Source organism: Streptomyces sp. A0958 (genome assembly GCF_004795035.1).
GTDB lineage: Bacteria > Actinomycetota > Actinomycetes > Streptomycetales > Streptomycetaceae > Streptomyces.
Map to the genome: position 1 here is coordinate 57308 of NZ_SSBK01000023.1, position 25150 is coordinate 82457.

Here is a 25150-nt window from a genome sequence, read left to right on the forward strand (position 1 = left end):
TCGGGCGGGGAAACGGGCTGAAATCGGGCAGAAAGCAGTCGAGTTGGGCTGGGGGCGGGCGGGGGAGGGACCTGTCAGGTGCCGGTGGCGCGGGCCGTCGCCACGGCGGTGGCGAGTACGGACGGGTCGTCGGTGACGCAGGGGGGCGCGTCGCGCCGGCCGTCCCGTACGACGGAGACCCGGTAGCCGTCCGGGCCGGCGACGACATCGACCCACGCACCCCGGGGACGGCCGCACCGCCGCTCGCACCCCGACCAGTGGACCGGAAGCGTTCCCACGGCCGCCCCGGCCCCCACGGTCGCCGCCGCGTCGCCCCGTACATCGGCCAGGGACTTCGCGCAGCCGGGCCGCCCGATGCACGCGCCCACCCCGGTCCACGGCGAGCGGGGTCCGGTGACGAGCCCGGCGGCGTCCAGCACGTCGAGCAGTTCGGCGGCCCGCCCCCGCTCGACGCCGGGGACGACGACTCCGCGCCACGGGGTCAGCCGCAGTTCGCCGCTGCCGTACCGCCGGGCGAGGTCCGTCAGCGTCCGCCACTGCGCCGCGCCGGCCCGCCCGAGCGGCAGCCCGACCGACAGCGCGTCCGTGTCCCCGGGGCCGGTCACCACGCCGAGAGCCGGGGGAGCCCCCTCCGCCACCGGTACGACCTCGCGGGCGACGGGCAGCCCGGCCGCAAGCAACCGCCGTACCACCGCATCGGACAACGGCCCGGCACCCCCGGGCAGATCCGTCACCCGCCACGCGCCGGAACCGGCCGCCGCCTCCAGGAACACCTCCGCGGCGAGGAGGGCCGCCCGGGGCGCCTCGTCCGCCGGTACCCGGGCGACGGACTCCAGGGCCCCGATCCGCAGATCCGCGTCCCCGTCGCCCCGCGCCCGCAGCGTCACATCGGCGCCCAGCGCGTCCACATCGCCGCGTCCGTCGTCCAGCGCGAACAGGAACCGGCCCGACAGACCGGCCGCCTCCTCGCTCGCGCACACCAGGGCGTCCAGCGCGGACAGCCACGGGCGCACCTCCCGCTCGCCGCGTCCGTCGAGCCCGGACAGCGGGGAGGCCACCACATTGCGGACCCGCTCATGCCGTTCGGAGGGCAAAAGCCCCATTTCGCTCGTCCGGGAGGCCAGTTCACCCCCGCACTCCTCGCCCAGGCCGCGCAGCTGCACATTGCCGCGCGAAGTGAGATGCACCTCACCATCGCCCAGCCGGCCGGCCAACTCGCGCAGCCCGTCCGCCTGGCCCGCGCTCAGCACACCACCGGGCACCCGGACCCGCGCCAGAGCCCCGTCGTCCGCCCGGTGAAGCCGCAGCGCACCGGGGCAGGCGTCGCCACGGGCCCGGGAAACGGCGTCTCCGGGCTGTGCGGGCAGGGTGGCTGGGGGCGGCATGGCGGCGAGCATACCGACCATCTCATCCGATCCGTATGACCCATCGTCGGCCCCAAGCCCTTACTATCCCTACCAGCGGACCATCCGGTCCGTCGTCGCCACAGACGGCGACAGGGGAGGAAGCCCGGTGCGATTCCGGCGCGGTCCCGCCACTGTGAGCTTGGTCCCACCCGGCCGAGCGAGTCAGGAACTCCCTTCCCCGCACCACTCGGCACGCTCGCCGGGCAGGGGAGCTCTCGACACCGCCCGGGGCGTGGACACCCCGAGGAAGGCCAGACGCCGCATGATCCTGCTCCTGTCGACGTCCGACACCGACCTGCTCAGCGCCCGCGCCTCCGACGGACCGGTCAGCTACCGGTACGCGAACCCCTCCCGGCTCCCGCTGCAGGACCTGCCCGGACTGCTGGACGGCGCCGACCTCGTCGTCGTACGCCTCCTCGGCGGTGTCCGCGCCTGGCAGGACGGCCTCGACCAAGTCCTCGCCACCGGCCGCCCCGTCGTGGTCCTCACCGGGGAACAGGCCCCCGACGCCCAGCTGATGGCCGCCTCCACCGTCCCCATCGGGATCGCCGCCGAGGCCCACGCCTACCTCGCCCACGGCGGCCCCGCCAACCTCGAACAGCTCGCCCGGTTCCTCTCCGACACCGTCCTGCTCACCGGCCACGGCTTCGAACCCCCCGCCGCCGCACCCTCCTGGGGCCCGCTGGAGCGCACGCCCCGGGCGACCGAGGACGGCGCCCCCACCGTCGCGGTGCTCTACTACCGCGCCCACCACATGAGCGGCAACACCGCGTTCATCGAGACCCTGTGCCGGGCCGTGGAGGCCGAGGGCGCCCGCGCCCTGCCGCTGTACGTCGCCTCGCTGCGCAGCCCCGAACCCGAACTCATCGACGCCCTGCGGGACGCCGACGCGATCGTGACCACCGTCCTCGCGGCGGGCGGCACCCGGCCCGCCGAGGCGTCGGCCGGCGGCGACGACGAGTCCTGGGACGCGGGCGCGCTCACCGGCCTCGACGTGCCGATCCTCCAGGCGCTCTGCCTCACCAGCTCCCACAGCGACTGGGAGGGCAACGACGAGGGCGTCTCACCGCTGGACGCCGCGAGCCAGATCGCCGTCCCCGAGTTCGACGGGCGCCTGATCACCGTCCCGTTCTCCTTCAAGGAGATCGACGAGGACGGCCTGCCCGCCTACGTCGCCGACGACGAGCGCGCCGCCCGCGTCGCCGGGATCGCCGTCCGCCACGCACGGCTGCGCCACATCCCGAACGCCGACAAGCGCCTCGCGCTCGTCCTGTCCGCGTACCCGACCAAGCACTCCCGGATCGGCAACGCCGTCGGACTCGACACCCCCGCCAGCGCGGTCGCCCTGCTGCGCCGGCTGCGCGCCGAGGGCTACGACTTCGGTGACGAGGAGGTCCCCGGCCTGGCCTCCGGCGACGGCGACGAGCTGATCTACGCCCTGATCGAGGCGGGCGGCCACGACCAGGAATGGCTCACCGAGGAGCAGCTGGCCCGCAACCCGGTCCGCATCCCGGCCGCCGACTACCGCCGCTGGTACGCCACGCTCCCGGCCGAACTCCGCGAAGCCGTCGAGGAGCACTGGGGCCCGGCCCCCGGCGAGATGTTCGTGGACCGCTCGCGCAACCCGGAGGGCGACATCGTCCTGGCCGCCCTGCGCCGGGGCAACCTGCTCGTCCTCATCCAGCCGCCGCGCGGCTTCGGCGAGAACCCGATCGCGATCTACCACGACCCCGACCTGCCGCCCTCGCACCACTACCTGGCCGCCTACCGCTGGATCGCCGCCCGGGCCGAGGACAACGGCTTCGGCGCCGACGCGATGATCCACCTCGGCAAGCACGGCAACCTGGAGTGGCTGCCCGGCAAGAACGCCGGCCTGTCCGCCGCCTGCGGCCCCGACGCGGCGCTCGGCGACCTCCCGCTCGTCTACCCGTTCCTCGTCAACGACCCGGGGGAGGGCACCCAGGCCAAGCGCCGGGTGCACGCCACGCTCGTGGACCACCTGGTGCCGCCGATGGCCCGCGCCGACAGCTACGGCGACATCGCCCGCCTGGAACAGCTCCTGGACGAGCACGCCCAGATCGCCGCGATGGACCCGGCGAAGCTGCCGGCGATCCGCGCCCAGATCTGGACCCTGATCCAGGCCGCGAAGCTCGACCACGACCTGGGCATCGAAGGACGCCCCGAGGACGAGGGCTTCGACGAGTTCATCATGCATCTCGACGGCTGGCTCTGCGAGATCAAGGACGTCCAGATCCGCGACGGCCTGCACGTCCTGGGCGGCGCCCCCGCCGGACCCGCCCGCGTCAACCTGGTCCTCGCGATCCTGCGGGCCCGTCAGATCTGGGGCGGCACCGCCTCCCTGCCCGGCCTGCGCGAGGCCCTGGGCCTGGACGAGTCCGCCGCCACCCGCACCGCCGCCGACGACATCGAGGAGCGGGCCCGCGCCCTGGTCCAGGCGATGGAGGACGCCGACTGGGCCGAGGACGCCGTCGCGGAGGTGGCCGCCGGACACCCCGATGCGGTCGCCGACATCCTCACCTTCGCCGCCCGCGAGGTCGTGCCCCGCCTGGCCGGCACCACGGACGAACTCGACCACTGCGTCCACGCGCTGAACGGCGGCTTCGTCCCCGCAGGGCCCTCCGGCTCCCCGCTGCGAGGCCTGGTCAACGTCCTGCCGACCGGCCGCAACTTCTACTCCGTCGACCCCAAGGCAGTGCCCTCCCGCCTCGCCTGGGAGACCGGCCAGGCCCTGGCCGACTCCCTCCTGGAGCGCTACCGCACCGACAACGGCGACTGGCCCGTCTCCGTCGGCCTGTCCCTGTGGGGTACGAGCGCGATGCGCACCGCCGGCGACGACGTCGCCGAGGCGTTCGCCCTGCTCGGCGTCCGCCCCGTCTGGGACGACGCCTCCCGCCGCGTCACCGGCCTGGAGGCCATCCCCGCCGAGGAGCTGGGCCGCCCGCGCATCGACGTCACCCTGCGCATCAGCGGCTTCTTCCGCGACGCCTTCCCGCACACCGTCGGCCTCCTGGACGACGCGGTCCGCCTGGCCGCCTCGCTGGACGAGCCCGCCGAGCTCAACCACGTACGCGCCCACACCCAGGCCGACCTGGCCGAACACGGCGACGAGCGCCGCGCCACCACCCGTATCTTCGGTTCCCGCCCCGGCACGTACGGCGCCGGGCTCCTCCAGCTCATCGACTCCCGCGACTGGCGCACCGACGCCGACCTCGCCGAGGTCTACACGACGTGGGGCGGCTACGCCTACGGCCGCGACCTCGACGGCTGCCCGGCCCGGGAGGAGATGGAGACGGCGTACAAGCGCATCGCGGTCGCGGCGAAGAACACCGACACCCGCGAGCACGACATCGCGGACTCCGACGACTACTTCCAGTACCACGGCGGCATGGTCGCCACGGTCCGCGCGCTCAAGGGCAGCGCCCCGGAGGCGTACATCGGGGACTCGACCCGCCCCGAGACCGTCCGCACCCGCACCCTGACCGAGGAGACCTCCCGGGTCTTCCGCGCCCGCGTCGTCAACCCCAAGTGGATCGAGGCGATGCGCCGCCACGGCTACAAGGGCGCCTTCGAACTCGCCGCCACCGTCGACTACCTCTTCGGCTACGACGCCACGACGGGCGTGGTCGCGGACTGGATGTACGACAAGCTCACCGAGGCCTACGTCCTGGACCCCACCAACCGCGCCTTCCTCGAACAGGCCAACCCCTGGGCCCTCCACGGCATCGCGGAACGCCTGCTGGAGGCCGAGTCCCGCGGCATGTGGGCCAAGCCCGACCCGGCGGTGCTCGAAGCACTGCGCCAGGTGTTCCTGGAGACGGAAGGCAACCTGGAGGGCGAGGACTGACCCGCCGGCCTCAGTCGCCGGTGCCGGGCTTGACTCCCCATACGTAGACGACGTCGTCCAGGGCGAGCAGGTCCCACAGCTTCGCCGCGTCGTCCACGGTGAGGTTGACGCAGCCTGCGGAGCCCCCGCCGTCGTACAGGTCGCCGGGGTGCCCGTGCAGCGCCTGCCCGCCGTCGAAGAACTGGGAGTAGGGCATGGGGGCGTTGTCGTAGATCGTGGAGACGTGGTCGCGGTCCCGCCAGTAGATGGTGTGCCGGCCGGGCCGCGTCTCCTGCGCGTCGCGGCCGGTGCGCACGGGCACGGGCCCGAAGACGACCTTCTTCCCCTGCTGCACCCACAGCAGCTGGCGGTCCATGTCCACGCAGGTCACCCGGGAGGACTCGACCGGGCAGCGGCCGGCGGCGTTCGGGTCGGGCGTCGCCTCGACCACGAGCACGGTGCGGTACGTGCCGAGGTCCGCGAACCCGTCGGCGTGCGGCCGGTCGTGTGCGCTCTGGAAGGCCCGGATGGCCCGGCAGTCGGCGTCGGACTGGCGGCCGTCCACGGGCAGGCCGAGGTGCTGCTCCAGCTGTCGCTGGTACGGGCCGGCCGGTGCGGTGCACGCGGTGTCGCGCACCGGGGCGGCGGCCGAGGGCGCCGCGGTGCACAGCAGCGCCGTGGCCGCTGCGGCGACCACGGCACCGGTGAGGCTGGGGGTACGCACTGCCGGACCTCCTGGCGGATCGGGAACCGAAGTGCTGCCAGCCAATCAGCGCACCCGCCCGGCCGCCCATCGATGAGCAGCCGGGCGGGTGACCGGATCAGGCGTGTGCGGACTCGTGCGTGTCGTCCTTGCAGTCCTTGCCCTTGCACGGCTCGCCGCGCTCGTTGGCCAGCTCGACCGTGACGCCCTCCGAGCTGTTGGCCTCCGTCACCTCGAACGGCCCGGAGACGGGGTTCGCCGGCAGGACGTAGCCCTCCGGGACGGCGATCTCGCGCAGGTAGTACTCACCGAGCGGCAGATCGTCGAAGGTGCACTGTCCCGCGCTGTCGGTGGAGCATCCGGCGTCGGAGAGGGTGTCGGGGTTCGTCCCGGTCGTCTGCAGCCCCGGCACGTCGTTGCTCTCGCGCCACAGCTCGAAGACGGCCCCGGCCAGTGGCCGCCCGTTCTTCGCGTCGGTCTTGTCCAGGGTCAGCGAACCGGTCACCGGCGGCACCGGCTCCCTGCTGTTGACGGCTTCGGTCTGGACGCCGGTCTCCGCGTTGTCCTCGGTGAGGGTGAGGGGCCCGAAGACGGCGGGGTCGGGGAGGTCGTAGCCGTCGGGTGCTTCGGTCTCGCGCCAGTAGTAGGTGCCGGGGGTGGTGGTTTCGGCGCAGATGCCGTTGGTGGGGGTGGTGCAGGTGGTGACGAGGGTGTCGGGGTCGGTGCCGGTGGTCTGGAGGCCGTCGATGCCGTTGGTCTCGCGCCAGAGTTCGAAGCCGGCTCCGGCGAGCGGGTCGCCGGTGTCCGCGTCCGACTTGAGGACCCGGACCTCACCCGTGACGGGCTGCGGCCCGCCGCAGTCCGGGAGGTCCCCGTTGAACGGGTAGGCGTGGAACTCCTGACCGCCGCCCCCGGTCGCGGAGCTGGTGTGCGTCACCGAGCCGGTGGTGAAGAACCTGCCGTTCACCCCAGGAAGGGTCACGGTGGTCATCGAGGACTGCTCGCCCATCAGGAAGCTGCCCTGGAACTGACCTGTCCCCACCAGATCCACGCTCGTGGCGTCCGGGAAGTTCCACAGAAGGCGCTCGCGGTAGGCGTTCAGCGGATCGGTCGCGTCGTCGATGCCACCGCTGTACGTGTTGATCGTGCGGTCCGCCCCGATGACGTTCACCAGGATCGTCGCGTCGTCGGGGATGTTCTCGAAGACGACCCCCTGCTGGCCGCCGGAGGCCGTGGCCATGTCGAAGTCGACGTCGAAGACCTGCAACGCGGACGTCCCGTCACCGGTGAAGAGCGTCTGCGTGCCCTGGTTGACCGCGGTCCCCGTCGAGGTCCGGAGCGTTCCGCCGGGGCGCGCGTAGCACTGGCTGGCCGCCGTGAGCTCATCGCGCAGTCCCGCGTAGGGCGCCATGGCCCCCGTGTCGTGGACGAGCGTCCCGGAGACGGTGCCGCTCTGCGTACCCGCGTAGCGCACGACGCCCTGCTCGCCGAGGACGCCGCCGGTCGTGTCGAGGGTCTGCCCGGGGGCGATCGTCACGTCCCCGCCGGTCGTCAGGAAGTCCTCACCGTCGGGCGGAGGCACCCGCGACCCGACCCCGACGATCCCGAGGTTGTACGAACCGCCCGCCTCCGGGTCCTTGTTCTGGTCGAAGTCGTCCAGCACCACGACCCGGCCCTCGGCCTCCGCCGCCCGGCCCCGAACGAGGAAGTCGTCGCCCACGAAGATGTTGATCCCGTTGTCCCGGCCCGCGAAGTCCCCGTTGTTGATGCCCGGGAACGGTTCGGGACAGTCTCCCGGCACACACGGACCCAGGCCGCCGGGCAGGGTCGCGGCGGCGGCCGGCGCCGCGCCGAGACCGAGGGTGAAGGCGGGAACGACGGTCGCCAGGACGGCGCAGGCCGCACCGGCGGCACGGGCGCGTGAACGCAGCGCGGCGAAGCGCCTGGGCATGGGTGGTCTCATAGCGGCATCCTGGCCAGCCGCCGCGTACGCCCCGCCGGACGACACGTGCCGTTGGGCCTTCCAGCGGACGGCGCCACCCGGACGGACGGCCCCCGTGCCCCATGGCCGAGCTGATCGGAGTCTGTGCGTGTACACGACATCGCGTCAAGGTCTCTGACAGGAAACTTTCCTGGCAGAAGGCGCGGCCACCCCTCCGGCACCTCATCTCCCCTCGCTGACCTGGGGTTTCGGGGAGCGTACGGGAAGCGCCTCACCTCGGATTCGCTCGCGCCCGCCTACAAGAGGTGAAGCCCCGAACCGAGTTCGGCCGGTCACCCGGCTTCCGACCAGCGCATACGTGAACGGCCGTAACCCACTTGAGGCGGAGGGGTTGACGGGTGGACGGCGACGGCCATAACTTCACGGCTTGAAAAAAGGCAGTAACGAAAAACTGTCATGCACCTGCCGTAAAGACCGCAACGAATCCGCAGCAAAACCAGCAGCAGAACCAGCAGCGAAGACCGCAGCGAACACCGCAGCAAAAACATGCAGTGAGCACCGCACGACGCCGCGTCCGTTCCGTGCAGAACAGGTCAGCCGCCCGCTCCCTCTTCAGGAAGGCCCCCCATGCCTCACTCACGACAGCGTCGCAGACGCCGGACCGCCCCCTTGGCCATGGCCCTGACCGCGACCCTGGCCGCCGCCGGGGCACTGGTCGCCCTGGACACCGCAACCGCCGGCGCCGCCACCCCGGGCGCCCTCACCAGCACCGGCAACGGCAAGTGCCTGGACGTGACCGACGGTTCGACCGCCGACGGAACGCCCGCCCAGATGTGGACGTGCTACCCCGGCAGCCAGAACCAGAGCTGGACGCTGAACAGCGACGGTTCGCTGACCGCCAAGGGCAAGTGCCTGGACCTGGTCGCGGGCGGCACCGCCAACGGCACGGCCGTGCACCTGTGGACCTGCTACGGCACCGTCGCCACCCAGAAGTGGCGGCTGACCGCAGCCGGTGACCTGGTCAACACCGCTGCCGACAAGTGCCTGGACATCAAGGACAACAGCAACGCCGACGGCGCACGCCTGCAGATCTGGGACTGCGCCGGCACCGGCAACCAGAAGTGGAACTACTCGGGCTCCGGCGCCCCCACCGACCCCACGACGCCGCCCTCGGGCAACGACCCCGACCTCGGCCCGAACACGGTGGTCTTCGACCCCTCCATGTCGGCCTCGTCCATCCAGTCCAAGCTGAACAGCATCTTCAACCAGCAGCAGTCCAACCAGTTCGGCTCCCAGCGCTACGCCGTCCTGTTCAAGCCCGGTACGTACAGCGCCGACGTCAACGTCGGCTTCTACACCCAGGTCGCCGGCCTGGGCCTGTCGCCGGACGCGGTGAACATCAACGGGGCGGTGCACGCCGAGGCCGACTGGTTCCAGGGCAACGCCACCCAGAACTTCTGGCGCGACGCGGAGAACCTGTCCGTCACCCCCAACGGCGGCAGCGACCGCTGGGCGGTCTCACAGGCCGCCCCGTACCGGCGGATGCACGTGCGCGGCAACCTCAAGCTGGACGACGGCGGCTGGTCCAGCGGCGGCTTCATCTCCGACTCGAAGATCGACGGCCAGATCCAGTCCGGCAGCCAGCAGCAGTTCCTCACCAAGAACACGCAGATGGGTTCCTGGTCCGGCTCCAACTGGAACATGGTCTTCGTCGGCGACTCAGGCGCCCCCGCCCAGTCCTTCCCGACCTACACCACCGTCTCCGCCGCGCCGGTCAACCGTGAGAAGCCCTTCCTCTACGTCGACGACGCGGGCGCCTGGAAGGTGTTCGTCCCCGCCGCGCAGGCCAACGCGTCGGCGACCACCTGGAGCGGCAAGACCCAGGCCGGCAGCTCGCTGCCGCTCGACCAGTTCTACATCGCCAAGCCCGGAGCGAGCGCGGCGGACATGAACGCCGCCCTGGCCGCCGGCAAGAACCTGCTGATCACCCCCGGCGTCTACCACCTCAACCAGACGCTCAACGTCACCCGCCCCGACACCGTGGTGCTCGGCATGGGCCTGGCCACCCTCATCCCCGACAACGGCATCACCGCGCTGACCACCGCCGACGTGGACGGCGTCAAGATCGCCGGCGTCCTGGTCGACGCCGGTACGACCAACTCCCAGACCCTGATGCGGATCGGGCCGGACGGCTCGTCGGCGAGCCACGCGGCCAACCCGACGACGCTCAACGACGTGTTCTTCCGTATCGGCGGCGCCACCGTCGGCAAGGCCACCCAGTCCCTGGTCGTCAACACCAGCAACACGATCATCGACCACACCTGGATCTGGCGCGCCGACCACGGCAACGGCGGCACGGTCGGGTGGAACACGAACACGGCCGACACCGGACTCGTCGTCAACGGCCAGAACGTGACCGCGTACGGCCTGTTCGTGGAGCACTTCCAGAAGACCCAGGTCATCTGGAACGGCAACGGCGGCCGCACGTACTTCTTCCAGAACGAACTGCCCTACGACCCGCCCAACCAGAGCGCCTGGAAGAACGGGAACACCAACGGTTACCCCGCCTACAAGGTCGGTGCCTCCGTCACCAGCCACGAGGCGTGGGGGCTGGGCAGCTACGCCTACTTCAACGTCAACCCCGCGGTGGTCGAGGACCACTCCTTCGAGGCGCCGCAGACCTCCGGCGTCAAGTTCCACGACATGGTGACCGTGGTCCTCGGGGGCGCGGGGACCATCAACCACATCATCAACAACACCGGGGCGACGGTCACGCCCAGCAACAGCGTCGCGTACCTCACCACCTACCCGTAGACGGAGGAACGCTCATGCCCAGATCCAGCAGCAGATGGCTCGCCGCCGTGCTCGGCGTCCTGCCCCTGGCCGCCGCCACCCTGGTCGCCACGGCCGCCCCCGCCTCCGCCGCCGCCAACCCCGGCCCCGGCTTCCCCGCCCACTACGCGGCCCCGTACGCGGAGATGTGGAACAGCCCGTCCACCTTGATGAACGCGTACAACGCCACGGGCAACAAGTACTACACGCTCGCCTTCATCGTCAGCCAGGGCACCTGCAACGCCACGATCAACGGCGACACCCCGGTCACCGACGCGGGCTGGAACAACGCCATCAACAGCCTGCGCGCGGTCGGCGGCGACGTCATCGCCTCCTTCGGCGGCGCAAGCGGCTCCGAACTGGCCTCCTGTAGCTCGGTGTCCGCGATGCAGGCCCAGTACAAGAAGGTCATCGACCAGCTCAACCTGACCCGCATCGACCTGGACATCGAAGGCAGCACACTCAACAACACCGCCGCCAACGACCGCCGAAACCAGGCTCTGGCCAACCTCCAGCAGGAGTACAGGGCGCAGGGCCGGAAGCTCGACGTCGACTACACGCTCCCGGTCAGCCCGAACGGCCTGGAGTCCAACGGCATCGCGCTGCTGAAGAACGCCAAGAGCCACAACCTCGACGTCAACCTGGTCAACATCATGACCATGGACTACGGCCCCGCCATGGACATGGGCCAGGCCGCGATCAGCGCGGCGAACGGCCTGCACACCCAGCTCGGCCAGATCTGGACCGACAAGTCCTCCGCCGAGCTGTGGGCGATGGAAGGCAACTGCCCGATGATCGGCGTCAACGACACGGCCGCCGAGGTCTTCACCACCCAGGACGCCCAGGAACTGGAAGCCTTCGCCGCGAGCAAGGGCATTCAGGAGCTGACCTTCTGGTCACTCGGCCGCGACAACCAGGGCTCCAGCGGCACCCCGCAGAGCACCTGGCAGTTCACCAACACCTTCAAGGCGATCACAGGCGGCGGCGGCCCGGTCGACCCGCCGTCCGGCACGACCGCCATCCGGGGCTACGACGACAAGTGCGTCGACGTGGCCGGCGCCAACAGCGCCAACGGTACGAAGGTCGACCTCTACACCTGCAACGGCACCAGCGCCCAGCGGTGGACCCGCACCGGTAACACCTTCCGCGCCCTCGGCAAGTGCCTCGACGTCGCGGCGGCCGGCACGGCCAACGGCACGAAGGTCCAGCTCTACGACTGCAACGGCTCCGGTGCCCAGGCGTGGACGACCGGCGCGAACGGCAGCCTGATCAACACGGGCTCCGGCAAGTGCCTCGACGTCACGGACTGGAGCACGACGGACGGCAACCAGCTCCAGATCTGGACCTGCGGCGGCGCGGCCAACCAGGCCTGGACGCTGGAGAGCCTGTGAACGGTGATCCCATAGCGCGCGGCGGCGAGAGCCACCTGCTTCGGATCGGTCTCCAGCGAACTCGTGCCCTGAGCCTCTACGTACAGGAACTTCTTGCCGTCCTCGCGTGTGACGACAGTGAACGGACCGTCCACGCCCGAGTTTTCCTCGGAGTCGAGGGGCATGATCTGGAGCTCTACGTTCCTCCGCTGACCGATCAGCAGGAGATGCTCCAGTTGGCCCCGCAGTACGTCGTTGCCGCCGAACCGGCGGCGCCGTACCGACTCGCACATGACGAAGCTCAGGAGCGGCGCGGGACGGCGGTCGAAGATCGCCTGCCGGATCAGTCGGGCAGTCACGCGCTGCTCGATGATCTCCGTATCGAGAGCGGGGCGTCACATGGCGAGTACTGCCCGCGTGTACTCCTCTGTCTGCAGAAGGCCGTTGACGGCCAGGGTGTCGCAGCACAGCAGCTCGATCGCCTGCTTCTCCAACTGGGCCATGCCCTGGAAGAAGACCGGGTACTGCGCCCTCTCCACCTGCTCCTTTCACACGGTCAGCAGACCGTCCGCGTCCAACTCGTCATCCGCGCGGTCGATCGCGCGCGGCGGAGGAATCCTGCGCCCCTGCTCGAACGAGGCGATGCTCGACGCCGAGTACCCCAGCCGTCGACCCAACTCCTCCCGCTCCATGCCCGCCCGCAGCCGCAACGTCTTCAAGCTCTGCCCGAACGCGGTGACCACGCCCTGGCCCGCCTTGTCCGCCGCCCGCGCGCCATCCGCCAGGAGCCGCCGGTGGAGCTCTGGCATGTCCGTCATGCGGCTGTCCGGATGCGGGCCGCAAGCTGGGGGAAGGCGTCTTCCCACACGGCGCGCACAGTGCGACCGACGAGGGTGCGGAGCACCGGCCACATCTGGAGCAGTAGATACCGGTTGAGGTACTCGGGGAGATCGTCGCGCAAGCCCTCGTGAAGGACCGTGCGGTACAGGCCCATTCGCTGGCGAGGCTTGCTCAGGTCGTACAAGGTCATTCCCGACCAGGCCACGTGCAACGGCAGCTGCACGACGCCCTGGGCTGGGCCGTGCAGCTCGTCCAACGACTCGGGTAGTCGCCGCCGGAACTTCTCCCGGTACAGTGCGAGATCCTCGGCGACCGCGCCCTGGGGCCCGCTCGGTGCCGAAGCAGGGTGCTGTGGGTCGGTGGCCATGACTTCATTATGACGGCCGGAGAGCGGCAGTAGCCGAAAGGCTCACAGCGCCGACTGCGTACCCACCGAGCGCACGGTCTGGGCCGACCGCCGCGCCACCTTCTGCCCCGCTGAACAGCAGGCCGGACTGAGCGCGGCGGTCTCCGCGTCTCAGATGTCCCGGAAGACACCACGCAGTTCTATGGCCTGCGACGATACGCGGCGGCAGAACGTTGACCTGCATTAATCATCTTTCAGGTGTCTCCTGCGCGTACACGTTGGTGCGGTCGAAAGTCCCAGCAAAGTCCCAGGGGCTACTGCAGCCCACGACCGCGTTCTCTGGGCTACATGCGGGCCATTTTGATGTGAGCACCGTGGAGCGGACGACCCCCTTGCCGCAGGGGACTGGCCGGCGTCGCGAGTCCGTGGAAATCGTCGAAGCGTTTCCGATGACCTCGCAAGCGAAATGCGTGGCGCTTCTGTAACCTGCGGACAAGAGGGCCTGACCTGAGGTCATGTGGCGTCAGGCCGCGTTTGAACCCGAAGGCGGACCGTCCTCCCGCAACAGGGACGACGCGCGGCCGGCGTTGCGGTCGGCCTGCCGGGGCAGGTAACGGCTTGCTCTGCCGTGCCAGGTGACGATCAACTCGTCCCGTGCCCGGGTCGCCGCCACGAAGAGCAGGGAGCGGGCTCGCTGCTCCTCCTGGCGATACCGGTCGGGACTGCTCAGCCTGAAGGTCTCGATGCGCTGATGGGGAATCAAGCCTTCGCTGACACCCGCCAGGAACACCCGCTGGAATTCCAGCCCCTTGAACCGGTGCATGGTGCCGATGTGCACGGTGTCGACGTCGCGGGGGCCCTCCCGGCCGATCTCGCTCGCGGGAATCAGGAACGGCTTGCACGCCAGCGTGTAGGCGAGCTGTGTGACGGCGTCCTTGTCGGGCACGCTGACGGCCATGGCGGCGTACGGAGTGCCGTAGCGCTCGTGACGTTCCTTGAGCAGGGCGGCGATCGCCCGCATCTCGGTCTCCCAGTCGGGAGCACGCCAGTACTGAGGAGCCAGCCCGGTCAGTACGGACCGGTACCCGTCCAGGGTGTCGGCCCCGTCGTCGAGATCGTCGAAGCTCTCACCGTGGACCAGGCCGTGGGCGCTGCCCAGGATCTCCCGCGTCGTGCGGTAGTTCAGGGTCAGCCGTCGGGAGGCCCGTCCAGGGGTGTTGATGCCGAGCCGGCCCAGCACCACCTGGTGCGAGTAGATGCGCTGGTGGGCGTCACCGACCAGGAAGATGTCGTCCGGCCCGGGGGCCGTCATCGCCCGCAGCATCCGCCAGTGGGAGGCCGACAGGTCCTGGGCCTCGTCGACGACCACATGCCGGTAGCGGGGCTTGAGCCACATGCCACTTCCGGCCTCACGATGGACGAGGTCCAGGCCGCCGTGCTCCTCCTTGTAGCGTGCCTGCTCGACGGCCTTCGCCATGTGGCGCCCCTCGATCCGCGCGGCCTCGTCGGCGATCAGCGCGTACGTGGTGCGGCGGGGCGGACCGTCCAGCAGCGAGCGGTACGTCTGCACCAGCTCCCACACCTTTTTCCGGTCGGCCCGTTGCAGCACTCCCCGGCCTTTGCGTTCCGCGCGGAAGTACAGACGCTCCGTTCCGCAGCCCTGCGCGAGGATGACGTGCTTGAACTCCGCGTCCAGGAAGTCGGCGTCGTAGTCGAAGACACCCACCTCCGTGCACGCGCGGTGCCAGAGCGCCATGGCCTCCTCGTCGCCCATGGGCGTACCGAGCACCGAACCGGGATGCTGCTCGACCACCTCCCGGGCGACCTGGTCCACGGACTTGACGTCGACCCGGCGCACGAGCGCGTCACCGCCGAGCCGGTGCAGGCGCTCCCTCAGGTCGGCGGCGAGATTCGTGTTGTACGTGGTCAGCAGCACGGGCCGGGTCCGGCCCGGGGGGAGCCGGTCGACGAGGTACCGGACCCGGTGGAGCGCCACGACGGTCTTGCCGGTACCCGGCCCGCCCGTGACCTTCGCCGATCCCTTGAAGGACGTGGTGGCGAGCCGGCGCTGCTCGGGATGGAGAAAGAGCCGCCACGCCTCGAAACCGTCCCCGAGCGCGTCCAGGACCGCCGCGTCCTCCGTGCTCACCTGGGAGACGGGGCGCCGAGCGGCCTGCGCCCAGTCCTGTGGGTCGACTCGTCCGTCGGCCCGCCACTGGTCGGTGACGAACGCGCGCACCTGGGACGGCTCCATGCCGTCGTGCAGCGCCAGCAGCACCTCCCGGGTGAGCCCCGGGAGGTTGTGACCGAGCACGGCCTCCAGCTGGCGGCCGTCGGTGATGCGCCGCAGGGCGGGCAGCAGGGAGGCGATGACACCGAGCTCGACCAGCTCCCCGTCGCCGTAGCGGGCGAAGAGCGGGACCGGGAGAGCGGTCGGCACGGGTTCGGAAGGCGAGGCGGCCTCTTCGGCGGCCGGGGCTTCCGCCGGCACGGCATCCGGTGCCGGATCGGGCTCCGGCCGTGCGGGCATCGCCACCACCTGGGCGCTGACCTCGCTCTGGTCGACGAGCTCGACACCGCCGGAGACCGCGTTGATCTCCACGGTCAGCCGGGCGAGTTCGTCCCGTGCCGCCGGCCCGATCCGGAGGGCCAGCAGACTGAAGCGGTTCTCCTCGGTCTCGAGGAGCAGCCCCATGCGACTGCCGTCGAGGGAGGCGAGGAACAGACGCCCGTTTCCGCCCGTCTCCCGCAGGAAGACCAGCCGCAGCGCCCTGTTGGACCGGTCGGTGCGCAGCCGGCGGACGAAGTCGCCCACCGCGTTCTTCGTGGCCGCGTCGAGGCGCCGGATGTCCTCGTTGGCCTGCGGTGTGACCGTGACCTGTGTCCGGACTCCCTGGCTCATGACCGGTCCCCTCCCTCTCCGGATACGCTCTCCCGCCGGTCGTCCAGCAGGGCGGCGAGCTCCTTCTCGTCCCAGCCGCCCGGCGCCCGGACCTGCCACCCGGCCGCGTGACACTGCTCCATGTACGCGTCGTCGGCCGCGTCCTCGTCCAGGACGACCGCGATCCTGCGGTCCGGCCAGGCGAGTTCGAGCGGCCTGGAGAGACCGGGGGCGTCCCAGCCCGCCTCGGCGGCCCGCACCTGGCCGCGCTCGGCGAGTGCCGTGGCGAGGACCTCGATCGCCGGGTCGCCCACGTACGACAGCTCACGAAGGACGAGATCCCACGCGGCGCGTTCCAGCTCCGTCGGCACCGCACGCGCACCGTCGGCCTGCGGCGACGTGCGGGGAGCCGCCTCGGCCGCCGCCTCCGGCGCAGCGCCCGGGTCCTCCCGCTCCGCTTCCGGCAGCACGAGCCCCGTGCCCGGCAGCTCCTCGCGCAGGGCCGGCAGGAGCCCGCCGGCTCGTACGGCCGTGGCCGCCAGCAGTCCCGCGTCGAAGGAGTCCAACTCGCTGCGGGCGAGTTGCAGACCGTCGGCCCGGCCGGTCCCGGCCGGATCCAGGAACTGGAGTACGTTGCCCCAGCACAGCCACGCCTTCCAGCGCCGCCGGTGCGTGTCGCTGTCCCCGGCGACGGCCTCCGCACGGTCGTCGAGCACGGCCAGTGCGCTCAGCCCCTGCGGCTTCGTCCGGGCGTCACCGATCAACGTCAGCGGCAGGCCTGAGCCGTCGCGTACGGGGTAGAGCTTCAGCCCCTGACCGCTCACCGGCGGCCGGGCGTCGCCCCGCAGCGTCGCCTCTATCCACGCGACGGCCGCCTCGGGGGAGGCGTCGACCACCTCCTCCCGCTTCGCCAACGGAAGCAGACCCCCCACGCACAGCCGGGCCAGCGCGTGCCAGCGCCGCAGGTCGGGGTCTGCGAGGAAGGCGAGGAGGGCGGGGACGGCACCGGCGAACAGCCGGTCGATCTCGGCCGGGTCCTGCCGCTGCCGCGCCCAGTTGGCCCGGGCCCGGCCGCCCGGTGTGGCGTCCCCGTCGACGGCGTACGGCGGCCACGCGGCCTGCGCCGACGGCCCGGCCAGGGCGGGGGTGAGGGCCTGTGCGCCCTCGTCCCCGTCCGCCGCCGCACCGCGGCCGGCCCGGGTCCGCAGCTCCTTGTCCCAGGCCATGACGTCGTCCCAGGTGATCTGCCAGACCAGCATGCCGTCGGCCCGGAGCCGGGCCCGCTTGGCGGCGTCCCCCGCGATCCGGTTCGTCGCCGTGGAGGCGTGCCACCGGTAGCCGTCCAGGTAGACGGCCACCGGCACGGGCGGCGCCCCGTCCGACGTGGTCTCACCCGCGACGGGGCGCAGCAGCAGGTCCGGCACCGTGCCCTGGGCGTGCAGCGGCTTCTGTGCGACGGACTCCCAGCGGATCGGGGAGCCGTCCCGACGGCGTAGCGTGAACTGCTTGCCCTGGCGTCCGGTCGGGGTCTCCTCGTGCTCCACGTCGGCCTTGTTCGCGGGATCGTCGAGCCAGCGGTCGAGGCAGTCGATGAACCGCCGCTCGAGATCGCTCTGGGCCTGCCGGGCGAAGCGCCTGCGGTCCTCCTCCTCAGCCTCCGCGCGCCCCGCCCGGTCCTTGCGGAGCGGCTTGACGTCCCACCGGCTGTGCCCGTCCGCACCGAGCACGTCGTCGAGCATCCACAGCGCTTCGAGGCGGTCCAGGAGCGGATATTCGCGCTCCGGCGCGTATCCCAGCAGACAGAGGTGACACGCGCGCCGGGGCCCGTTCTCGCACGGGCAGGCGCGCAGGTATTCCTGCGCCGCCGCCAGCACCGCCCGGAATTCGTCGCCCACGCGCTCGACGAGCCGTTGCAGATAGCCCGTGCCGCCGGGCAGCGAGTCGTAGAGCACCAGGTAGTTGCGGGTCAGCCCGGTCTCGCGGTCCGGTTCCGTGCTCGGGGTGGACCGGATGTGCGCGGGGTCGCCGCCGTAGCGCAGTGCGAGCCCCAGGTGCAGGGCGGCGGAGAAGGACGCCAGGCGTTCCGGCACGTGCAGGGTCGCGGCGGGCAGCAGGATGCGCAGCGCCTCGGTGCGGTGCTCGGTCGCGGTGATCACCCGCCGGTCCTGGGCCTGGACGGCCCGGCCGCGGCGCCGGGTGGGGCACCAGGGGCGGTGGTGGGCGAGCTCCGGCCGTCCGGCGAGGGATTCGGACAGCTCCTCCTGTACGGGGGCGTGGCCGGGATCGCGGTCGGTGGCACCCCCGCACAGCGGGCAGAGCACGAAGGGGGTGACGGTGACCTCGGTGCCGGCGAAGTACGTGTCGGGGCGGCGGTTCGCCCTGGCGGGCCCGAGGTTGAACCTCCGGATGACCGCCTCGCGCACGTGGTCGACGCCGAACGTGGCCCCCGTGTGACGCCAGCTCTCCTTGATCGCGGCCGGGTCGATGTCCACCGCCGTGGCCGTCGAGTAGTGCCGCTGGGTGCGCGTGTCGACGTCGTCGATGATCCGGGCGTCGTCCCGCTTGTCCCGGGAGGTCACCTTGTGCGGGACGATCACGTGGTGCAGCGCGGCCCGGCCGCCGATGCCGGGGCCGCCGCAGCGGGGGCAGGGCGAGGTGTCGGTCTCGGCGTTTTTCGTGCGGACGTGCCCGCACTCCCGGCAGACGCGCCAGGCGGCCACCGCCGGACGGGCCTCGTCCTCGCCGTCCTTGGGGCGCGGACCGAGATCGAAACCGTCGATGGTGTGGTGGTAGCCGAGGACGTAGTACGAGTTCCCGGGGGCGAGCTCGGTGAGCGCGGACTCGGCCGGCCGGGTGTAGGTCCGGCTCTCCGTGCGCCACTGCGACGCGGGAGCCTTCTCCGCGTCGGCACCCGCCGCATCACGGGTACGCCTGGCGGGCTCCTTGCGGGTCAGCGCGGCCTCGAGGCGCACACCGCCCTCCACCAGGCTGTAGTTCGGCAGCAGACCCCGCTGGACCAGGAACGCCTGAGCCCCGGCCTGCGCGAACTCCTGGAGCTGCCCCCCGACGGCCCTGGCCTCCCGGGCGAGGTTGCGCTGCTCCCGTGCCTCGTCCTCCACGTTCTCGTGCAGGGCCTCGGCCGCCTCGTTGATCCGGGCGCGCCGGTCCACGAGCTCGGCCCGCTCGGCCTCCCAGTCCTCCTCGGCGTCCCGCAGGGCCTCGGCCAGCTTCCCCGCCGCATAGCGGTGCAGCGACGCACGGGCATCGCGGGAGACCCCGGAGTCGGGCACACCGTCGATCTCCGGGAACAGCTTCAGGAAGTCGTCGGCCAGATCCCTGCGCCCGGTCACGGCCTGGGAGAACCGCCGCAGCCAGCCGACCCGCCCGAACAGGGCCGTCACCCGGTCGGGCAGCGGGGTCACGCCCTCCAGGCGCCCGCGCGCGGCCAGGTCGACGAGATGGGCGACGTACTGGCGGCGCAGCAGCTCGCCCGCCGACAGGAAGCAGCCGGGAGGCAGGATCCGCCCCGCGATCAACTGCCGTGGCTCGGCCAGGTGGTAGAGGGCGCGCGGGCTGGTGTCGGCGAGCGACACCATGAGCGCGTTGCCCGTCGAGCGGCCGGCCCGGCCGACGCGCTGGACGTATCCGGCGGTGGTCGGCGGCAGGGAGGCCAAAACGACCGCCTCCAACTGACCGATGTCGATGCCCAGTTCGAGGGTGGGCGTGCAGGACAGCACGTTGGGGTCGGTGTGCCGGACGCCCTGCCGGAAGCCCTTCTCGACCTCTTCGCGCTCCTTGCGGGTGAGCACCCCGGTGTGTTCGGCGGCGACCACGCTGTACGGCCCCGCGTCCCGGTACAGCTGCCGGTAGTAGTCCGCCCGGTAGTCCCGGCCGGCCCTGCCGGGCGCCTCGGTCGAGGGCACCGCCAACTGCCCCTCACAGCCCTTGAGCGGGCAGGGCAGGCCCTGCCACACCGGCACCCGCTCCGGCGGCACGGTCTGCGTCCAGCCGCACTCCGGGCAGGCCAGCGCCGCGTGCGCAGTCTGCTCGTCGGTCAGCGGCCGCACCCGGATGTGCCCGGGGGTGAGCCCGTAGGTCCCGTGGTCCTGGTTTCCCCGGCCCGCCGCCTCCTGGCCGGTACGCCGGCGGGCCAGGGCGCCGATCTCCGGGTCGGCCAGCCGCGGCAGCAGCTCGGCGAGGTAGCCGGCGGCGAGGGCCCGGTCCATGCCCAGGCAGCGTGCGGCGAAGTCGGCGTACCAGCTCTCCTTGGTGTCGGCCCGCTCGAAGTCCGTACGGCCCGATCGCGACCCCACCAGGACGAAGGCGGGCGCGTCCGAGTTCCAGCCGAAGGCCTGCATCCCTTCGGGGCGTCCGCCCCAGACGGGGTAGCGGTTGCGCCCCTCGGCGTTGATGAACTCGTCCAGCCACTTGTGCCGGATGCCGCCGCTGGTCCGCACGTGTTCCAGGAGTCCGCGGACGAACCCCTCGAAGCGGCGCAGCCGGTCCGGCCCGGAAGCGGGCAGGACCGGAGGAGCGGATTCCCCGGCGGGTCCGTCGTCCTCCGCCGCTTCCTCGGGGTCCACGGGCAGCTGCCGGCGCAGGTGCTCCCTGTATAGCCCTTCCGCGAGCTCGGCAGCGGTTGTCGGGTCCGGCAGATACACCTCCGCCGCCACCGTGCGGGTGAGCTCCAGGGTGCGGCCCGCCCGCGAGTTCAGTCCGAACTCCAGCAGGGTGTTGAACGCCAGCCGCTCACCGACCAGTTCCCACGTCCCCTTGGGCAGCCGCTTCTTGCCCGCCAGGAGCCGCTTCACCTTGTCCACGTCGTGCAGGTCGGGCGGCACGACGGACGCGAGCAGCTTCTCCTTGTCCACGGAGGCCCGCTTCACCAGCGCGGCGATCAGCTCGTTCAGCGGCACGCCCTCGTCGGCGAAGTCCGGTTCCTCCGCCGAGCGCTGTGCCAGCTGTTCCTGCACGAGCGAACGCAGCGAGAACTTCCAGGCGCGCGACGCGACGAATCCGGCCCGGTGCGCCGCGTCCTGCACGGAGTCGTTGAAGATCAGCGTCTTGCGCGCGTCGTTGCCGTCGGCGTCCTTCTTCGGCAGCTCCCCGCCGGTGAACAGCTGGGTGACCGCCACCGAGGCGAGCGGGGCCACACCGGCACCGAGGAACCGGATGCCCTGGGCCTGCCCGCAGGCCGGGCAGCGGTCCTGCTTGGCGTACGCGTCCTGGTCGGCGTTGTCGAACCACGCCTTGACGAACACCCCGTTCTCCGGGGCCTCGGCGATCGATCCGTCGGGGCGCAGCACCTCGTCGGGGTCTATCCGGCGCAGCGCCTCCCCGTTGTCCTCCAGGACCAGCACGGTCGCTTCGCGGACCGCCGCCCGCTTCCCGCGCCGCATGCTCCGGCCGAGTGCCTGCCGCGCCTGGTTCGCCGCCTCGGCGGGCGTCGCCGCGATGAGCGCCCGCACCCGGGCCTTGCCTGCCCCGCCGCCCGCGCTGAGCCGGTAGACGTCGTCGGGCGCGGAGACGAGGGAGGTCGGGTTGCGCTCGGGGCATACGGCGCTCCAGCCGGAGCGGCCGCAGTGCCGGCAGTACGCCGACGGCAGCCGCCCGGCCCGCGGCACGACGCGGTTCCGGTCCGCCTGCGCGGCGGATGTCACGGAGGCGGAGGCCGCCCGGTCGGCGTCCGTCCACGAGAAGGCGGGCTGCGGCGCGACGAAGCGCAGCACCCGGGAGAGCGCACGCACCCACAGGTGCGTCTCGACGAGCAGCAGCGGCCGGTCCTGGCCGGCGGGAGCCCCCGGGTCACGCGCCACGGAGATCAGCGCGATGAACCGGGCCAGCGCCTTGGCGGCGGTCTCCGGGTCCTGCGCCGCCGTCACCCGCCATGCGGAGCCGGCGGGGAAGGCCGCCAGGATCTCCCCGGCCGTGAGCGGCTGGTCCACGTCGGCGGTCAGCAGGTCGTGGGTGAGCGGGTGCGCGAGGAGGCGGCGCCCCATCTCGCGGGCGTCGGACGTGTCGCAGCCCAGCACAAGCCGGGAGACCTCGTCGAGCCCGCCGTCGCGCGCGGGCGGATCGGGCAGGGCCGCGACCTGGGCAGGCGAGGGCAGCGGCAACCACACGTCCACGGGGGAGAGGAAGGAGTTCAGCTCCCGCCGGTCCTCCCCGACCACGGCGTCGTCCGGAAAGCGCACCCCGAACACCTGCGACGCCACGTTCAGCATGGCCCGGGAACCGCCCGCACCGCCCTGGTCCTGCCGGTCCCGCACGGGCGACTCACCGAGCGTCGCCGAGGTGGCCACCGGGCAGATCGAGCCCAGCGGCCGCCCCTCCTCGGCCGCTCCGACGACCACGCCGAGCCGCCGCAGCAGCATGGCGACGTCGGTGCCCTGGGCCCCGTCGTACGTGTGGAACTCATCGATCACGATGTACGCGAGGTCCGCGTCGGCCCACAGCGGGGCGTCCTGCTGCCGCTGGAGCAGCAGGTCCAGCATCTTGTAGTTCGTGATCAGGATGTCCGGCGGATTCCGCCGTATCTCCGCCCGGTCGACGGCGACCCGCCCGTACGGGGAACCGTTCTTCGTGGAGCTGGCCTCACCGATGTAGAGCCCGGCGGTCACGTCCCGGAGCCGCTCGTCCTCCAGCAGCTCGCCGATTCGGTCCGCCTGGTCACCCGCGAGCGCGTTCATCGGATAGAGCAGCACGGCCTTGATCCCGTGCTTCCCGGCCGCCTTGGCCCGCCGGCAGTGGTCGATGACGGGGACGAGGAACGCCTCCGTCTTGCCGGAGCCCGTGCCGGTCGTGACGAGGGTCGCCTGCGGGACGCGCCCGCCCTTGGTCGTCAGCCGGGCGAACGCCTCTGCCTGGTGCGCGTACGGCCAGAAACCGCCCTTGTACCAGTCGAGGTGCTGCTGCCAACCGTCCTCGGCCGCCCGGAACGGCCGCCGGAGCCGGTGGTACGGCCCGCGGAAGAGCCCGTCGGCCGGGTCTGTGAGGAACTCGGTGAGGGCCCTCTGGGTGTCGGGCTCGGCGAGCGCGAACGTGGTGGTCAGATACTCGACCGTGGTGTCGCGCAGCGCCTGCGCGGCGAGTGTGGGACGCATGGTGCCCGCCGGCCCTCCCCCTGTGTCCTGCTCCGGGCGCTCCCGGACGCGCCTTGCGACGTGTGACGTCGGCCGCGGGTGATCATCCGCCCCCGGCCCCGCCCACTTTACGTCCGGGGTCGGACAGTGGGTCCGGAATCGGCCGGGGCGGGGGTCAGTCCGCGGGGGGCAGTACGTCTACGACGTACGAGCCCTTTGCGGGGAGGGTCTCGACGAGTCCGCGCTCGCGCAGCTCTCGGACAGCGCGACGGACGGTTCCCGCGCTGACGTTGTAGACGTCCGCCAGTTCGCGCTCGTTCTCGACTCGTCCGCCCGGCGGGATCTCTCCAGCGCGGATGCGTCGCTCGATGTCGTTGGCCACCCGCTGCCATTCATAGATCACATCTCCATCGTCTGTGCACACTGCGCAAGCCGCACTTTGGGAAGCACACTGTGCACGCTGTGCACAGTGTGCCTAGACTGGGTGTGCACACGAAAACGCCCCTGAGAGATCCGGCGTAGGGATCGCTCAGGGGCACACCGAAGATTGGAGCTTCGGCTATGCGAAACCTTATCGCCGCGCTGCTTGCGTGGCTGCTGGGCGTGCTGGCGCCTGGTTCAGGACGACGCGGGGTTGGCCCGCAGCCGACCGCCCCGACCTCCGTCCGGCGGCCGGAAGGAGTCGGCCCGACCGGCGTTCCGGCCCGACAACGCGCTCAGGAACGCGCCACCCGGCCGAGGTCCCCGTACGGGCTCGGGGAACGGCTCGCCGGGGAGGACAGCGCCCTCGTCCGCCCCTACCTCGCCGCGTACGAGCGGCAGGAGGAGCGCGCCCGGCAGCATCTGCGGCGGCTCAGCCTCGTGATGGCGGCGGACTTCGGTATCGACCTGGATGCCCGGGACGTGCACGCGGCGGGGGCGGCCTGGTGAGCGAGTCGACTCCCCGTACGCCCGCGCGGAAACCGGTCCGCCTCTGCGTGCGCTGCTACCTCGTCACGGACGCACCCGTGGTCGTGGCCGAGGTGCACCAGAATTCCGGGCCCGGATGGAACATGTACGCGTGCCCGAAGTGCGCCCCCCACTTCCCGCCGGTGCCGGACGTGATCGACCTCTTCCCGAGCGGGCGCGGCGGGGACCGGGACGGTGCCGAGTGAGTCCGCGCGGGGCGGTGACGGTGCTCGCGTTCCACCGTGGCTGGGCCAAGGCACTCCGCGTCGGCCCCGACACGTCCACGGCTCCGCCGGATACGCTGGCGGGGCCCACCCTGGAGGTCACCGTGACTACGCAGCCGATCCACTCCGACCCGCAGCCGATCCCGCGCACGCAGAACGCCGTAGCAGCCGCGTTGCCTGCTGCGCAGCGCATGGAGTTCTACCGCGAGATGGGTGAAGCGACCCCCGAGACGATCGGGGAGGTGCTCACGAACTGGTGGCTGCTCGTCCAGGTGGCAGGAGACCCGCAGACCGCGCGTACAGCCGCTGCGGTGAAGGCGGGCACGGCCCCGGGGCGCTCGGCGTCCACGGTCATGCGGGAGCTGCGGGAGCATGGGCGGTGAGTGCTGAGGATGACTGGTGCGAGGGTCCCGAGGAGGAAGACCCGCTGACCCTCTCGCCGCAGGTCGAAGAGGTCCTCTTCAGCCTCGACACTCCCGCCGACGTGATGTCGGCCGTCTCCTCCGTCATGGTCGAGATGCGCGAGGCCCTGGAGCTGGGCGTGCTTCCTCCCAGCGGCCGGCCACTCCCGGGACTTCCCGGAGCGTGTGTGTCGGCCATGCCGCGCGGCCTCGGCCTCGTCGAGTTCCACGAGACCGCTACGGAGAAGGGGGAGCGCGGGTTCTACCTCGCCCGCGTGATCAGGATCGACGACTACCCCGCCGAGTTCTGACCCCGCCCATGGTTCCATAG

The 25150-nt window shown here is 71.7% G+C and carries 14 protein-coding genes, 1 pseudogene and 1 riboswitch; of the genes and pseudogenes, 7 read left to right on the plus strand and 8 right to left on the minus strand.

Annotated features, from left to right (window positions below; all coding sequences use genetic code 11):
• Positions 1–74 precede the first annotated feature (74 nt).
• Entirely contained in the window at positions 75–1397 is a 1323-nt protein-coding gene (cobG, locus tag E6P78_RS22030) for a precorrin-3B synthase (protein WP_206307878.1), read from the minus strand.
• Positions 1398–1501: 104 nt separating this feature from the next.
• Positions 1502–1578, plus strand: a riboswitch (cobalamin riboswitch).
• Positions 1579–1668: 90 nt separating this feature from the next.
• On the opposite strand from cobG, the gene cobN reads away from it, so the two are divergent.
• Entirely contained in the window at positions 1669–5271 is a 3603-nt protein-coding gene (cobN, locus tag E6P78_RS22035) for a cobaltochelatase subunit CobN (protein WP_136205361.1), read from the plus strand.
• A 10-nt stretch (positions 5272–5281) separates the two neighbouring features.
• Here cobN and E6P78_RS22040 read toward each other — a convergent pair whose 3' ends face one another.
• Both E6P78_RS22040 and E6P78_RS22045 read right to left on the minus strand, forming a co-directional pair.
• The gene (locus tag E6P78_RS22040) at positions 5282–5974 is read right to left on the minus strand and encodes a L,D-transpeptidase (protein ID WP_136205362.1); all 693 of its coding nucleotides are present in this window, start codon (positions 5972–5974) and stop codon (positions 5282–5284) included.
• 97 nt (positions 5975–6071) lie between these two features.
• A complete protein-coding gene (locus E6P78_RS22045) occupies positions 6072–7904 on the minus strand; it encodes a choice-of-anchor A family protein (protein WP_240799315.1) in 1833 nt (610 codons plus the stop codon).
• A 666-nt stretch (positions 7905–8570) separates the two neighbouring features.
• Here E6P78_RS22045 and E6P78_RS22050 point away from each other — a divergent pair.
• Both E6P78_RS22050 and E6P78_RS22055 read left to right on the plus strand, forming a co-directional pair.
• Positions 8571–10709, plus strand: coding sequence for an RICIN domain-containing protein (locus tag E6P78_RS22050; protein ID WP_136205392.1), 2139 nt, complete (start codon positions 8571–8573; stop codon positions 10707–10709).
• Between the two features lie 14 nt (positions 10710–10723).
• Positions 10724–12118, plus strand: coding sequence for a chitinase (locus E6P78_RS22055; RefSeq protein WP_136205364.1), 1395 nt, complete (start codon positions 10724–10726; stop codon positions 12116–12118).
• Positions 12119–12123: 5 nt separating this feature from the next.
• On the opposite strand, the pseudogene E6P78_RS22060 reads toward E6P78_RS22055, so the two are convergent.
• From E6P78_RS22060 to E6P78_RS22080, 5 genes and pseudogenes are all read right to left on the minus strand, one after another.
• A pseudogene (locus E6P78_RS22060) lies at positions 12124–12906 on the minus strand (helix-turn-helix transcriptional regulator); the annotation flags it as partial.
• Positions 12907–12911: 5 nt separating this feature from the next.
• Entirely contained in the window at positions 12912–13304 is a 393-nt protein-coding gene (locus E6P78_RS22065; RefSeq protein WP_136205365.1) for a hypothetical protein, read from the minus strand.
• A 502-nt stretch (positions 13305–13806) separates the two neighbouring features.
• Entirely contained in the window at positions 13807–16185 is a 2379-nt protein-coding gene (locus E6P78_RS22070) for an ATP-dependent helicase (protein WP_136205366.1), read from the minus strand.
• Positions 16182–23267 (minus strand): DEAD/DEAH box helicase, encoded by a 7086-nt coding sequence (locus E6P78_RS22075; RefSeq protein WP_136205367.1) that lies wholly within the window; start codon positions 23265–23267, stop codon positions 16182–16184. Before E6P78_RS22075 ends, E6P78_RS22070 begins: the two co-directional genes overlap by 4 nt.
• 154 nt (positions 23268–23421) lie before the next feature.
• Positions 23422–23649, minus strand: a complete 228-nt coding sequence (locus E6P78_RS22080) for a winged helix-turn-helix domain-containing protein (RefSeq protein WP_240799316.1) — start codon at positions 23647–23649, stop codon at positions 23422–23424.
• Positions 23650–23807: 158 nt separating this feature from the next.
• On the opposite strand from E6P78_RS22080, the gene E6P78_RS22085 reads away from it, so the two are divergent.
• From E6P78_RS22085 to E6P78_RS22100, 4 genes are all read left to right on the plus strand, one after another.
• Positions 23808–24176 (plus strand): hypothetical protein, encoded by a 369-nt coding sequence (locus tag E6P78_RS22085; protein ID WP_136205369.1) that lies wholly within the window; start codon positions 23808–23810, stop codon positions 24174–24176.
• Complete coding sequence (locus tag E6P78_RS22090; protein ID WP_136205370.1) at positions 24173–24400, plus strand: hypothetical protein; 228 nt, start codon at positions 24173–24175, stop codon at positions 24398–24400. The genes E6P78_RS22085 and E6P78_RS22090 overlap by 4 nt, the downstream gene beginning before the upstream one ends.
• 122 nt (positions 24401–24522) lie before the next feature.
• Positions 24523–24801: a hypothetical protein gene (locus tag E6P78_RS22095; RefSeq protein WP_136205371.1), complete on the plus strand. Its 279-nt coding sequence runs from the start codon at positions 24523–24525 to the stop codon at positions 24799–24801.
• The gene (locus E6P78_RS22100) at positions 24798–25130 is read left to right on the plus strand and encodes a hypothetical protein (RefSeq protein WP_136205372.1); all 333 of its coding nucleotides are present in this window, start codon (positions 24798–24800) and stop codon (positions 25128–25130) included. Before E6P78_RS22095 ends, E6P78_RS22100 begins: the two co-directional genes overlap by 4 nt.
• The last annotated feature ends 20 nt before the right edge of the window (positions 25131–25150 follow it).